The sequence below is a fragment of the Pseudoalteromonas simplex genome (genome assembly GCF_015278155.1).
GTDB classification, from domain to species: Bacteria; Pseudomonadota; Gammaproteobacteria; order Enterobacterales; family Alteromonadaceae; genus Pseudoalteromonas; species Pseudoalteromonas simplex.
Map to the genome: position 1 here is coordinate 689,894 of NZ_JADILN010000002.1, position 14,129 is coordinate 704,022.

13 protein-coding genes are annotated in these 14,129 nt (G+C 39.1%); 3 read left to right on the plus strand and 10 right to left on the minus strand.

What is annotated here, in order from left to right:
• Positions 1 to 33: 33 nt before the first annotated feature.
• Both pgeF and rluD read right to left on the minus strand, forming a co-directional pair.
• On the minus strand, positions 34 to 756 hold the full coding sequence (pgeF, locus tag IRQ78_RS07045) for a peptidoglycan editing factor PgeF (protein WP_194441675.1): 723 nt from the start codon (positions 754 to 756) through the stop codon (positions 34 to 36).
• Between the two features lie 5 nt (positions 757 to 761).
• Complete coding sequence (gene rluD, locus IRQ78_RS07050; RefSeq protein ID WP_054551746.1) at positions 762 to 1,739, minus strand: 23S rRNA pseudouridine(1911/1915/1917) synthase RluD; 978 nt, start codon at positions 1,737 to 1,739, stop codon at positions 762 to 764.
• A gap of 129 nt (positions 1,740 to 1,868) precedes the next feature.
• Here rluD and IRQ78_RS07055 point away from each other — a divergent pair, with 129 nt between their 5' ends.
• A complete protein-coding gene (locus tag IRQ78_RS07055) occupies positions 1,869 to 2,627 on the plus strand; it encodes an outer membrane protein assembly factor BamD (RefSeq protein ID WP_054551747.1) in 759 nt (252 codons plus the stop codon).
• 96 nt (positions 2,628 to 2,723) lie between these two features.
• On the opposite strand, the gene IRQ78_RS07060 is transcribed toward IRQ78_RS07055, so the two are convergent.
• Positions 2,724 to 3,062: a P-II family nitrogen regulator gene (locus IRQ78_RS07060; protein WP_054551748.1), complete on the minus strand. Its 339-nt coding sequence runs from the start codon at positions 3,060 to 3,062 to the stop codon at positions 2,724 to 2,726.
• Positions 3,063 to 3,199: 137 nt separating this feature from the next.
• On the opposite strand from IRQ78_RS07060, the gene IRQ78_RS07065 reads away from it, so the two are divergent.
• Both IRQ78_RS07065 and IRQ78_RS07070 read left to right on the plus strand, forming a co-directional pair.
• Entirely contained in the window at positions 3,200 to 3,748 is a 549-nt protein-coding gene (locus IRQ78_RS07065) for a GspH/FimT family pseudopilin (RefSeq protein WP_194441676.1), read from the plus strand.
• 72 nt (positions 3,749 to 3,820) lie between these two features.
• On the plus strand, positions 3,821 to 4,360 hold the full coding sequence (locus IRQ78_RS07070) for a GspH/FimT family protein (RefSeq protein ID WP_194441677.1): 540 nt from the start codon (positions 3,821 to 3,823) through the stop codon (positions 4,358 to 4,360).
• Between the two features lie 6 nt (positions 4,361 to 4,366).
• Here the strand turns inward: IRQ78_RS07070 and IRQ78_RS07075 are convergent, their stop codons facing one another.
• From IRQ78_RS07075 to pilV, 7 genes are all read right to left on the minus strand, one after another.
• Positions 4,367 to 4,792 (minus strand): type IV pilin protein, encoded by a 426-nt coding sequence (locus IRQ78_RS07075; protein ID WP_166339021.1) that lies wholly within the window; start codon positions 4,790 to 4,792, stop codon positions 4,367 to 4,369.
• 153 nt (positions 4,793 to 4,945) lie between these two features.
• On the minus strand, positions 4,946 to 8,131 hold the full coding sequence (locus IRQ78_RS07080; protein WP_194441678.1) for a pilus assembly protein: 3,186 nt from the start codon (positions 8,129 to 8,131) through the stop codon (positions 4,946 to 4,948).
• 12 nt (positions 8,132 to 8,143) lie between these two features.
• Complete coding sequence (locus IRQ78_RS07085; RefSeq protein WP_194441679.1) at positions 8,144 to 8,656, minus strand: pilus assembly PilX family protein; 513 nt, start codon at positions 8,654 to 8,656, stop codon at positions 8,144 to 8,146.
• 395 nt (positions 8,657 to 9,051) lie between these two features.
• Complete coding sequence (locus IRQ78_RS07090; protein WP_194441680.1) at positions 9,052 to 12,078, minus strand: PilC/PilY family type IV pilus protein; 3,027 nt, start codon at positions 12,076 to 12,078, stop codon at positions 9,052 to 9,054.
• A gap of 15 nt (positions 12,079 to 12,093) precedes the next feature.
• Positions 12,094 to 12,576 carry a pilus assembly PilX family protein gene (locus IRQ78_RS07095; RefSeq protein ID WP_194441681.1) on the minus strand — a complete coding sequence of 161 codons (483 nt, stop codon included), beginning with the start codon at positions 12,574 to 12,576 and terminating at the stop codon, positions 12,094 to 12,096.
• Positions 12,564 to 13,559: a PilW family protein gene (locus IRQ78_RS07100; protein ID WP_194441682.1), complete on the minus strand. Its 996-nt coding sequence runs from the start codon at positions 13,557 to 13,559 to the stop codon at positions 12,564 to 12,566. Before IRQ78_RS07100 ends, IRQ78_RS07095 begins: the two co-directional genes overlap by 13 nt.
• Before the next feature lies 1 nt (position 13,560).
• Positions 13,561 to 14,115, minus strand: coding sequence for a type IV pilus modification protein PilV (gene pilV / locus IRQ78_RS07105; protein WP_194441683.1), 555 nt, complete (start codon positions 14,113 to 14,115; stop codon positions 13,561 to 13,563).
• Positions 14,116 to 14,129 lie beyond the last annotated feature (14 nt).

Sequence of the window (14,129 nt, forward strand, 5' to 3'; positions counted from 1 at the left end):
AATTTAATCGTATAAAATGCGTATAAAGGCGTATTAATTGCGCCAGATCAAGCTAGCCATTCGGCCTGTTTGTCCGTCGCGGCGATAAGAGAAAAACTGTGATTTATCAGTGACAGTACAGTACTCACCACCATATATTTTAACCACGCCTAATTGTGCCAGTTGCTGACGTGCCAGTAAGTAGATATCAGCCATGTATTTTTCATGTTTGGCTGTAAAGGCTTGTTGATGCACAGGGTTTTGTAAGTAAAAGCTATCTTTAACGTCTTGCCCGACTTCAAATTGCGAAGGACCAATAGCAGGGCCTAACCAAGCAATAATATCGTTTGCTGGCGCTTGAAAATGCGAAACCGTGTTTGCCAATATAGCTTGCGCTAAACCACGCCAGCCACCATGGACAGCTGCGACTTCATCCCCTGAACTCGAGCAAAGTAGTACCGGCAAACAGTCTGCGGTCATTATTGCAAGAGGCTGCTTCACTAAACGGGTGTAAAGCGCATCAGCAGCGCGTACTTGGCTTAAATCAGACTGCTCATCAATCACGATTACATCACTGCTATGTGTTTGGTTTAACCACACAGCAGGATTCGGCAGCTGATTTGTAAGTAAGGCGCGATTTGCAAGCACGGCTTGCTCATCATCACCAACATGTAAACCCACATTAAAACTATCAAAGGGTGCAACTGAAACACCGCCCTGTCGGATGGTGCTAAGTGCGCTAACTGTATTTGGGGCTGTCCATGCTGGTGTGATCATAACGCTTAAAACTCGATATTTGGGTTTGCTTTAGTATCAGCGCGTAATGCTTCTGTCATTGCAGCCATATCATCTGGAATTGGCGCTTGCCAAGTCATTAGCTCACCCGTAATTGGGTGTGCAATTGATAGCTTAACAGCATGTAATGCTTGGCGTTTAAAGTCGCGTAGCATTTGAAACAGTTCAGGTGTCGCGCCTTTAGGCGGACGCGGACGACCACCATAAAGTTGATCGCCAACTAATGGATGGTTTAAATAAGCCATGTGTACACGGATTTGGTGAGTACGGCCTGTTTCTAGGCGTAAACGTAAGCGTGTATGTGCTCTAAACTTTTCTGCAACACGGTAATGCGTAACCGCTGGTTTGCCCATTTCATGAACGGCCATGTGGGTACGTTTTGTTGCATGACGACCAATTGGTTTTTCAACCATGCCACCAGCAGTCATTGTGCCATTACAAATTGCTTCGTATTCACGAGTGAAGTTTTCACGCTTTTGTAACGCAGACACTAAATGTGTTTGTGCCGGAATAGTTTTCGCCACTACCATTAAACCTGTGGTGTCTTTATCTAGACGATGCACAATACCCGCACGAGGCACATTAATGATGTCTGGGTAATGGTGTAGCAAAGCATTTAATACCGTGCCATCTGGGTTACCCGCACCTGGATGAACGACTAATCCCATTGGTTTATTAATTACCAAAATATCATCGTCTTCATAAACGATGTTTAATTTGATATTTTGTGCCTCATATTCACGAGGGGCTTCGATGGTTGTTTCTACACTCACCATTTCGCCACCGAGTAGTTTTTCGCGCGGCGTGTTTAATATTTCGCCGTTTACAGTGATTTTATCATCCAAAATCCACGTTTTTATACGTGATCGAGAATAATCAGGGAACAATTGCGCTAATACTTGGTCTAGACGTTTACCGCCAAGGTCAATTGGAACCTCGGCTTGGAGAGAAATTTGCTCTGACATTAGTAACTTTACCCAATTTACCAGTGCAAGCTGTGCTCGACTGGGTTAGAATCGCTTTAATATAATACGTATAGTTTACTCGGTTTTCCTCACTTGGCCTAGCCGAAGACATCGAAGGTAAGAAATAAAATGATAAATAAAATAGGGAAACGTGCGTTCGCCATAGTTTTTTCAGTATCTGTACTTGGCTTAGGTGCCTGTTCATCAGCACCGGATCAAGAAGATATCCAACGCGTTCCTAATAAATCTGCGCAAGCTTTATATGAAGATGCAAAACAAACATTAGATTCTGGCTTATATGCGCGTGCAATTGAGCTATTAAGTGCGATTGATTCTCGCTACCCTTTTGGTCCTTTATCAAAACAAGTACAAATGGACTTAGTGTATGCGCATTATCAAGCAGGTAATACTGAGCAAGCACTCGCAACAATCGACCGTTTTATTCGCTTAAACCCAAACCACAAAGATTTAGATTACATGTACTACATGCGTGGCTTGGTAAACATCAAAGCCGATGAAAACGCATTCCAAGAGTATTTTGGTGTAGACCGTGCCGACAGAGATGCAAACCGTACTCGTGTCGCATTTACTGATTTATCAACGCTTTTAAAACGTTTTCCTAACAGTGCTTATGCACCAGAAGCGAAAAAGCGTTTAGTATGGCTACTTAATAAAATGGCGCGCTACGAGTTAAAAGTTGCAGAATACTACTATGAGCGAGAGGCGTACCTTGCTGCAGCAAACCGTGGTAAATATGTGGTTGAGCACTACTCACAAAGCAGCTACCTTGATCAAGCACTGGAGATCATGGAAAAAAGCTATAACAAGCTTGGCTTACCTGAGCTAAGTGAACATGCTAAAGCAACGCGAGAAGCTAACAAGCGTTAAAATAGACTAAAAGCAAAAAAGGCGCCTTAGGCGCCTTTTTTAATGTTTGCGGTTGAATATACCCAAACCACCTCAAGGTGTGAGTTTCAGTTGGAATTAAATCGCGTCTTCATCTTCTTCAGCGGTACGAATACGTACGACACGCTCAACGTCAGTGACAAAGATTTTACCGTCACCAATTTTACCTGTTTGCGATGTTTTAACGATAACATCGATAGCACGGTCAACATCTTCATCGCTTAATACGATATCTAATTTTACCTTAGGTAAAAAGTCCACCATATACTCAGCACCGCGATAAAGCTCGGTGTGTCCTTTTTGACGGCCAAAGCCTTTTACTTCGCTTACCGTCATACCTGTGATGCCCACATCTGATAATGCTTCGCGCACATCATCAAGCTTAAATGGTTTAATAATTGCTTCGATTTTTTTCATTTCGGATTACTTATTATTTCTCGATTGCCTCGATTTTAGACAATCCCATTGCTGATGGCAAACAAAGCTATGAATTACGGTGATTAAATCAGCAATCATGATATTATTAAACAAAGTGATTCAAAATAGAGACAACAATGAAATCATTACAACGGGGTTTTACATTATTAGAGCTAATGGTCACGCTTGCCATTGTGGGTATCGTTGCACTAATAGCACTATGGGATAGCTCAGACATGCTTGAAAATGACCGTGCAGAGAGCTATTTGTTAGAGTTAAAACGCACACTCAGTTTTGCACGCGCAAAAGCAACAAGTAGTGATGCAATTATTGTTGTTTGTAGTGGCAACACTTCAAGAGTTGAAACTAACAGACGAGTTCCATGTTTAAACGATTGGAGCCAAGGTACTGTATTCGTCTTTTTCGATTCGAATCAAAATGGCGTTTATAACCCAAGAGTTGGCGATATCATTTTAAGAGTCATGGAAGAAGTTCCAGAAAGCAGTCAGTTAAATTTCACTGGAGATAATTCTATTATTTTTGATACCAGCGGTATGCTCACGTCAAGTCAAGGAAAGTTCACTTACTGCCCTTCAAAAGCTGATGACGATAATAACAAACAACTAGAAGTACTTACCTCAGGGACTGCTTTATATATTGGTACTACGACAGATGGCTGTAATTAAGCTTGGTAAATTGACAGCCCACACTCTCGAATTATAGTTAAATAAACAGTCGCAATTTTGGAGTCTTCAAGGATGAAGGCATTTACAACTCTGCGCAGCCTCAATGGAGCGACGTTAATTGAAAGCCTCGTAGTGCTATCAATTTTATCACTCCTGCTGCATATCGCCTTATTTGAATATAAGCCACTTCTAGCTAAAAACCGTTTAGAAAGCAACATGCAAACGGTGAAAAGAGCGCTGCAGTTTACTCGCCTAAAAGCGCAAACAAATGATGCCTATGTCACCTTCTGCGCCTTAAAACATAACAGATGCAACAAAGCTATATGGCACAAATCGTTAACCATTTTTGTAGACAGAGGCGTGCTAGGTGTATTTGAAAGTGGTGATACCAAGTTAATGGAAATCGAAGCGATTAATAAATTTGATATGCTGACTTATCCGCGTCATTCAGTCACATTTAGCCCAGCAGGTATGCCGATGGGGCTAGGTAATGGTACTTTTATCTACTGCCCAGAATATAGTAAAGCAAGCCTCAAAGGGCTTGCTATAAGCGTTAGTCCATTTGGACGGGTCAGGTTAATTGATACTGATAAATGCCAAACTGATAATTGATAAAGCTTATTTACCCCAACATGTGCTTGAATCAGCAGACCCTGTTGACGTTTTTAAACCCGTATCAGAAATAGATAAAGTTTTGCACTCGCTATCCTGTAACGGCGGTCCAGACTCAGGTGTTGCCTTAAATATAAATGTACCTGCGTCATTATCTACCTCGACACTAATGGTATAAAAGTTATTTTCTGTAGTACTAGAAACACCTAAATCAGCAATTGTGCTTGTATATTCTCGATTATCGACAAAATACTGCTCTTGCTTATTAGCTGCATCTAATAACGAAGTAATTGCCTCAGTTCGAGCAGTACGTTTTACGTGCTCAAAATAACTAGGAATAGCAATGCTCGCGATGATCCCTAAGATAGCTACAGTAATCATCAGCTCGATTAGCGTAAAACCGTTATGACCCTTTGTTCTTATAAAGTTCATTTTTTAAAAACCTATATGATTGTTTTTTACAGGAATTACCCCTATTTGTTCTTATCTTAGATGGCTAACAATAATTATGCAATTAAGGCGAGTATTCAAATCGCTACCACATGCTCTGCCTTAACACCTAAGGCAGAGCATTCGCTTAGTGCTTTATTGGCTATTATCGTTTCGCTCTTGCTTGTAGATGAAAGTTTGTTGTGTTTTAAAGCCAAAGCCAATAGGCACTGCATCACTAACAAGCTTAATTTTACCGTCTTCAACTGTTATACTTGGACCTAAGATTTCTTGAACCTTAAATGGGTTTTCTTGCCCCTTAATACCAGGCCCAATTGTTAGAAATTGACTTAACTCTTCGACTTTTTCTTCAGTATCTTTAATGACATCTGGATTGTCAGGATCAGGTAAGTCATCACAATAGCCATTATTATTATTATCAACACAACTATTCCCCACGCCAAAATACAACTGAGGTGTGTCCGGAACATCATTGGAAGTAGTAAATTTCAGGCTATCGTAAACCTTTGTGCCATAGTGTAAATGAAAGGCATATACGCTTCCTGAGCCACCAGTTAACGAGCACTGGTTAGTTGTCTCGGTTGCAGAAGCAGGGGTATAGCTTGTGAAATAGGCAACCCCCCCTATAACTGTACTCGCAGCAAGTGATTTTTCTCCCACTGACGGAAGGTTATAATACCAGCCTTTATAAGCTCCAAGTTCAACTTCTAGCTTGGTAAATTTATCGACATTATCAAGCGCATTACCAAATGGATCTGAGTCCATATTCATTAAATCAGATTGAGTAATTACCTTGGGTACGTCACTACCTACAAAAGATTGAGTAACTGTATTAATATCTCGAATCATGAAAAGTTGATCCTTAGTTACTGTTGAAGTTGGCTTTGAACGATTACCACTGCCAACTAAAACTGCATCAAAGGGTGTATCTCGTCGAGAAAATATTTTTTTCCCATTAATAGTTGTTTCTGTGACCTTGCTGAACATAGTTCTTGCTATCAGCGGTTTGTAGAAAAAACGCCTATCTTGTGTACTCAAAGAACTGCCCAAACTTGCAAGTTTGAAGTGAGTCCAAGGACTATCAGAGCTATTTGGTTTTTCACTCGGCATATCTATTCGCCAAATATCACCACCTGTGTCAGTTGCATATAAACGGTCAACAAAGCCATCATAATCCGAATCAAGAACACTAACATCAGCCGCAATACTGTGCTTACCTTTAAAACCGTTTTCGGTTGGAGTTAGTGCCCAAATTTTATTTCCTGTTTGCGCATCAACAATATAGATCCCGCGGCCTTCGTTATCATCTGTTCGGATCACGTTATCCTTGTTAGTGTCGTAACCCGCACCAAAAATCAATACAGGGCGGTTTTTATAGCCTTCCATATTAATATAGGTAACCGTAGGCTTAGACCAAGTTTGACCTAACTCTTTGAAGTCACCGGAACCACCTTCAATAGGTTGATTCCACAGTAAACTTGGTGAGTCGGGGTTTGTAATATCTAAGCCATAGTAATAATTACCACCACGCCTCAAACCAAAAAATGCCCAAACACGATCACTCCCATTTACCACACCATCATTATTTTTGTCATCGAAAAATACAGATATTGGACCATCAACACCATATACTTTAGTGTTCGCTTGATTCTCTCGTAGCGGCTTAATTATTTTGTACAAGCTACTTGGAATAAATGCCCAGCTTTCTTTAAGAACGTCCTTTTTATCTTGGAAAAAGTGTAAAAAGCCTGCATTTGTACCAATTAAAATGCGAATGTCATCATTACCATAATCAATTGTAACGGGTTTAGAATGTAGCGGATCACCGAAAATATCTTGTCGCTGCTCCACTGATGAAGAATCTCCATCCTCGTTATCAACATCTATCCCGCGCGCCCAATCAATTGTTTTTTGTAATTGTGACTTATCAACCCCAAACAACTTCGCGGCTTTTTCATCGCCACCTAAGGCACTCGAAACATTTGCTTTTGTAAAATCTACTAGACTAGGCTTACCCGCGTCTGTGTATAACTTTCGCGATGCTAGTTTAGTTAAATGTAGATTTACGCCACCACGTTGCACTGTATTTCCATCAGCTTCTTCATTAGTTGGTAGCCAGAACGTTCTCGCTTTATTAGAAATCAAACCATCTTCATTAAGTGCTGATTTACCTGTTGAATCAACAATTTGATCACCAGACACTTTTAATTTTTTCAAATTTCCACGCCAACGCGCACCCGTTTCAGGGTAAAACATAGCGTAGTAAATCGATTCGCGGCTACGGGTTTGATCAACATTGTTACTCGCGATTGACGGTGAAGTGAAACTATCATTTACTTCACGGATTTGGGTGATTGTATTTTTCAATGCCTCGGATAATTGCTCTGAAGTATTCGCATGCAGGTACTGGCCACCGCCTAATCGAGCGGTTTCCGAAAGTAGAGTTTTACCGTTATTACTCATCCCACTACCAAAGCCGATGGTATATACACGCCCTGTTTCATGGATATCCGTTGTGGTTGGCCTTAAGTCGACTTCAACATCATCGGTGCCATGTATGATCTGAGCTAACTTGTGTAGAAGAACCCCTGCAATTTTATCTGAGTTATAAAGGTAGGTCCCAAAATGAGAGTAAAAAAGATTGCTAATATTTCCATCTTGTTGATTATCTGAACCTGCAGAAGGGTCACCATCGGTCATATAAATAATATTGACCGAGTTATCACAACGCTTAACTTCTTCGGAGTTATCAAATGGAGAAATATAGGTATAGTCGTACTTTGGATTCCACCAACTACCTGTCTGTTTCCTTTTCTCAATTGACGTATCTCTGAGCGCTTCATTAACTTTTTCACCGTAAAAAACATTTTGTCCTGTAATATACAGATATGCTTCCCAGAGGGTTTCTGTTAGAGGGGTCCCCCCATTTGCAGGTAAGGCGGCAATTGTTTGTTTTAAGAAGGAACTAGACGAACCTATACCAGATAATACATAACCACCATCAGTACTATTAAAGCGCATCAAGCCAAAGTCAATATCGTCATTACCTTCAACTAAGCTTGTTATAGCACTTTGTGCAACACCTAACCGACTATCAGAACAAAGGATATAGCCTGAATAATTACTGTAACCACAGCTGTTACCAGTCGATGTTGAGAAGGCCATACTTCCAGAAGTATCGAATACAATTAATACGCGAGGTTTCTCATCGAGATCAACATTATGATTGACATAAAGCTCTATATCTTCGGCGTGGCCCAAAAAACTAATTACAGCTAATGAAGCTAGCAATATTCGTTGAGTAATTTTTTCTATATTCATTACTTTTCTCCACTAACCACCGGTATTGAGGCTAGCCATTTCTTGGGCAACGCCTGTGCTGATCGTTAAGGTATGTTTACTCTTAGTGCCATAAGTAATAGTGGTATCAACTTGGACCATGTTACATGATACACCGGCAGTAAAGTTAAATTTACGTGGGCATGGTAAATCTAGCACACCATTATTTAGGTTTGTCATAGTATTAGATGCGCCATCCATATCATCCATATCAAAACCTCCCTCAGGTATTTCAGATGCTTTCATTAAAAAAGCACTATTGCCACCTGCTGCCGCTTCATTAGCGATAACTTTTTGCACTATACCAATTAGACTATTTTCGGCCGTTTCTCGCTCTTGGGCTGAGTTTGCAACTTTAATATCTACACTACTACTACTCATCAATGTAACAGCAATACCTGTTACAGCAACGACCATAATCAATGCTATAACTAGTACAATACCTTGCTGTTTATGCAAACTTGAAACGCTATATTTTTTATTTCTATTGATTAAAACTTTTTCCATAACCAACCCATTTAAAAATATCCACCCAACACCCTTAGCGAAAATTCAACTATCAAAAACAAAAGCACTATAAAAAGCTAGCAAATTAATACTAGTACAAGATTATTATAAAAAATATATAATATCAATCCAAAAATGTTAATCAGCAATGTTAAACAATGAGATAACAACGATTTAAAAAATAAGTTCCAACATTTTCAAGAACATAGAAGTATAAAAAGAATAAAATCATAAGCTAACCATAAAGAGGGAATGAAAATGTAAAGGTATAAAAACAGAGCCTACAATTTAAAAAATTGAAGAAATTTATATTATTAATAAAAACCCATTTAAACAAAAAAAGCCCAAATAAATTTGGGCCATCTGAAATAAGAAAATAAGATTTTAATATATAACTACAAGCTATTATCATTCCTCTCTAGTTTATATATATAGCTTTGTTTGACTTTTAATTTAAGAGGTTCTTTATCATATAATTGAACTTTTCCATTTTCATCAATCGTCGGCATTGGGCCATTAATAGATCCAACCTCTATTTTCTCACAATCTTCAATGCAATTTATATCTTTTGGAGGTAATGGAAATAGGTAAACTTTTCCATCTTTCACATACATTGTCGGTGTATCGGGTAATTCTGAAGCAGTTGGGCTCCTCCACCAATCGTAAACTTTTGTTCCGTAATGAAGATGAAAAGCATAAAGGTAGCCTTGGCCAGCAGCAATAGAGCATTCAAAACGTGACTTTGAGCTTGTATCTGGTTTATGAGTAGTAAAATATGCAATCCCACCAATTACAGTTGCTTTGGCTGTGGCTTTTTCTCCCCACCCTAAATTGAAAAACCACCCATCTTTACCAGCTAGGTCTACTTCTAATTCTTGAAAGTCATGTATATTATCAGTCACTTTTGAAAAAGGATCACTGTTAACATTCATTAAATCTGTTTGTTTAATTGTCTCGGGTATCTCGCTATTTTTGAAGCTGCGAGTTACAGTATTTGCATCACGGATCATGTAGAGTTTGTCACTCACTTTTAAATTTAAAGGATCAGTACGATCTCCACTACCAATAAGTACCGCATCAAAAGGGGTATCAATTCTTGAAAAAGTTTTTTCACCATCGATTGTTGTTTCTGTTACTTGACTGAACAGAGTTCTAGATACATAAGGCTCATAAAAAAATCGACGGTTGTTATTGCCTAACTTTGCCAGTTGATAGTGCGTCCAGTTACGAGAGTCATTTGTAGCTAAATCTACTCGCCAAATACCACCACCTGTGTCACTTGCATACAATCGGTCTGTATATCCATCATAGTCAGAATCAAGTAAATGTATGTCTGAAGCTATACTATGCTCACCTTTAAAGCCACCTTCTGAGTTTGTTAACGCCCATAATCTTTTACCTGTTTCTGCGTCAACAATATACAACCCTCGACCTATTGAGTCTGCTGAGATAGAATTATCTTTGTTAGTGTCGTAACCCGCACCAAAAATCAGAACAGGTCTATTTTCATAGCCTTTAAGATTAATAAAGGTAACCTTTGGTTTAGACCAACTTTGCGCCAGCTCTTTAAAACCTGCAGCGCCACCAACAATGGGAGCACCCCACATTAACTTCGGCGAATTAGGGTTTGTAATATTGAGTGCATAATATTCATTACCACCCCGTCTTAAACCAAAAAATGCCCACACCCTATCAGCACCATTAACAACACCGTCGCTATTCTTGTCATCAAAGAATATTGAGATTGGGCCATCTACCCCATACACCTTACTTCGTTTTTCTTTATCTCTTAATGGCTTAATAATTTTATATAAACTTCTTGGTATAAATGCCCAGCTTTCACTCAATACATCATTTTTATCCTGAAACATATGTAAATAGCCTGCATTAGTGCCCACAAGTATGCGTACATCATCATTCCCATAATCTATTGTGGCAGGTTTAAAATGCAATACATCTCCAAAAATATCATGTCGAGTGTCATTAGTAAGGCCGTCTTGATTTTCATCATCAACATCACGGCCTCTAGACCAGTCTATAAGATCAAACACTTCATCTGGATCAGACTCAAAATCTTCAGCGGCTTTAAAACGATTTCCGTAATGGATAATGACTCTATAGTCAGTAAATGGAAGCATTCGACCACCAGAAACATTTGTCAAAACCTTCCTGTCTTTATTAGGGATACTCGATTGGGTTGATAAAAATAAATTAACACCTCCTTTATCAACAAACCCACCATCTGCTTTTAGACTCTCATTTGATTGCCAATATGTTTTAGCTTTAGATAAAATTGCGCCATTACTATCAAGAGCAGGTTTAGCATCCGCACCGATAATTACACCATTTGAAACTTTTAACTTTTTCAGATTTCCTCTCCAACGAGCATGATTTGAAGGCAAAAACATTGGAAAATATACTGCATCACGGTGTGATAATTTATCTGAATTATTTGATGCTACCGCTGGCGAAGAAAAAGTTGAGTTAACCTTTCTAATATTGTTGACAACATAAGAAAATGCCTCTCTTAGCGCTTCTGGAGAGTCTGCGAAAATATAGTCACCACCACCATTATCAGCAGTCGCCTGTAAAATATCTCCTGCGTTTTTGGCTAAGCCTTTACCAAAACCTATCGTGTAAACATTTGCGCCATCTACAACACTTGTTGCAGGGTAAATATCCCTTTTTTCATTCTCTTTACCATGAAGAATTGTTGCCATTGATGGTAAATAACTCTTCCCAACTGCTCCTGGTTCAGTACCATAAATACTTTTGTACAAGCGTTTAATAAAGTCATCTTGATTAAAATCCCAATAAGGCTCACCGTCTGTCATCAAAATGATATTAACGCTATTATCGCAACGAATTGGATCACCTGAATTCTGTTTGAAAGGAGAAATATACTTACCACTTTGTTCTATAGAAGTATCGCGTTCTACGGGGTCTACTAAATTAGCATAGAATATTTCATCGCCCGATAGGTATCGCCACGCTTCTGTAATGGTTTCAACAAGGGGTGTTCCTCCCTGTAAAGAATTTACATCCCAGTTTCTTATGGTATTTTTAATCGCCTTATGGTTTGTACCAATTCCATGAACAACATATCCACCAGTGCCTTTAATAAGCCGCATTAAACCAAACTCAATATCACTATTGTCGTTAATTAATTTAATCATCGCCTCCTGTGCGACTTCTAATCGACTTCCTTCGGGACATAGTATGAGTTTCCCCTTATTCATACAGACTCTGCCCGTCTCTATAGAGAATGCCATGCTATTTGATGTATCAAAAACGAGTAAAATTCGTAACTTTTCGTCTTCCGAAACTTTATAATTTATATATAGATCAATATCTTCAGCAAAAATACTTGGGCTGATAACACTAAAAAAAATAAAAAATAGGCTGCTTAATTTGATTTTCATACTAGCCTTACTCCATTAATTATCACTATTTAAGCTCAGCATTTGTTGAGCTATTCCTGTTGTAATAGTGAGGTTGTGCTTACTTTTCGAACCATATTTAATAACTGAATTTATCTCAATCATATTGCACTTTAAGCCTTCGGTATCGTCAAAGCGCCTAGGACAATTCAATGGCAGAGGGCCTTCATTCCTGTTAAACATCCTGTTTGTAGTATCACCTAGGTTACCTAAGTTAATACCAGCGTCACCAATTTGTTCCTTATTTAAGAAAAAGCGGCTGTTACCTCGCGCACGAGCTTCATTTGCTATAATATTTTGTACATCACCTATTAACACGTTTTCAGCTACTCCCCGCTCTTGAGCTGCATTAGTAATTTTTATATCAACACTACTGCTGCTTAACAGAGTTACTGCAATCCCCGTAACCGCCACCACCATGATCAAAGCAACGATTAACACCACCCCTTGTTGTTTCCTATACAAGGTTAGATGCGCCATAAATTTGCTCCAACATTATTCAAGCGTATTGTTGTTGTGAACACGGCTCGACGAAAATTATCTTTGAAACTCAGCTCTTTCTTACTGGCATCTTCACCCAATGTGTAAGTCTGGTTTTTTAGTTTTAAGTTTGAATCCGGTAAGAGCGATCTAACAAGTAAAAAAACTTGTACTGTTAAAATGCCTCTTCGATTTTCCCAGTCGCTGTTTGTCATTTGGTTTATGCTTTTGTAAGTATCTACTCGACTATTGTTCGTGGTATCTAGACCAAATACAAAATGCATATTCTCCACGCCTTCCATCACACTCTCAGTTCTCATATTTTGGTTAGTAGTTAACCTTTTTCGGCGTAAAACGGGGACTTTAACTGATTGATCATTTATTTTGAATGAGTCTTCAACAATATAATAAACATGGTGTCGATAACGCCATATAGTTGCATTACCATTGATAGATGCGGCCAAAATTGGACCTTTTCTAAATTCAGCCCGCTCTTGCTCAGCAATGAAGTAGTAATAGTCTTTGCTTGTCTGGTTAGGTTGGATCTGCAGCCCTTCAAGAAACTTCATCTGTAAAACATCAGTATTTTTCTTTGCATTGTTGATACAACTAAGCGCAGAACCATCTGAGGTTTCTACTGCATAAACCGAGCGAAAATTACTAGTTGCACTGTCAGCAGGGAAGCTCGCATTATTGAGGCCTTCTGAGCAGTCACCTGTAGGGTTATTTACAGTATCCGTATTAGTATTTTCATCTGAGAACGAGTCTTCATAGAATGTTCCCCAAAAGCCAATCTGTTCTATATCACGCTGCATGATATTTAAAGCTAACCGACCTGTTTCCTGCAATTCACCAATCGTCATGGTGTCTCGTGTTGTTACTTTCATACTTAAATAAGTAAACATCACCCCACCAAGCACTATGCCGCCAATGAATAAAGCGACCATCATCTCAACAAGTGTAAATCCAGTTTGCTTTTTCATCTTATGACCTTAAGTATATGTAGCTTTCAAGCACGACTAAACGGCGCTTGTCGTTTTGTGTTCCACAATCAATAGCAGCTGTCGCATTATTTGCTTTTTGCTCCTGCCTACCTTGCCAGCTGATCACCACCCTTATATTAAATTCACTCGCATTTCCTGCTGCGACTGGGGTGTTATTTATACACACAGTGGCATTATCTAAAGCACCCGTATTTTCACGAGCTTGAATTGCGCGGATCCATTGTTGTTTATCAAACTCAGCTATATTTTTTGCAGTACAAGCGGAGTTAAAACATGCCTGAGCTTTGTCGGCTGATGATTGACTACTAAACTCTCCATTGTATAAACCGGCAAAACCCGAAGAGTCATTTGCTCTCATACGTTGGATTATGTCATTACCAAGTGCCACAGCAGCTGCACGCTGCATTGAATCAAAGCTAGCTTGTTTTGCTTTAGCTTGTAAGGCCACGGCACCTAATAAACCAAAACTCAAAATAACAAAGGCAATAAGCACTTCAATAAGCGTAAAGCCTTTCTGCTCAGAATGTTTAATCATGGTGAAGTTCATTG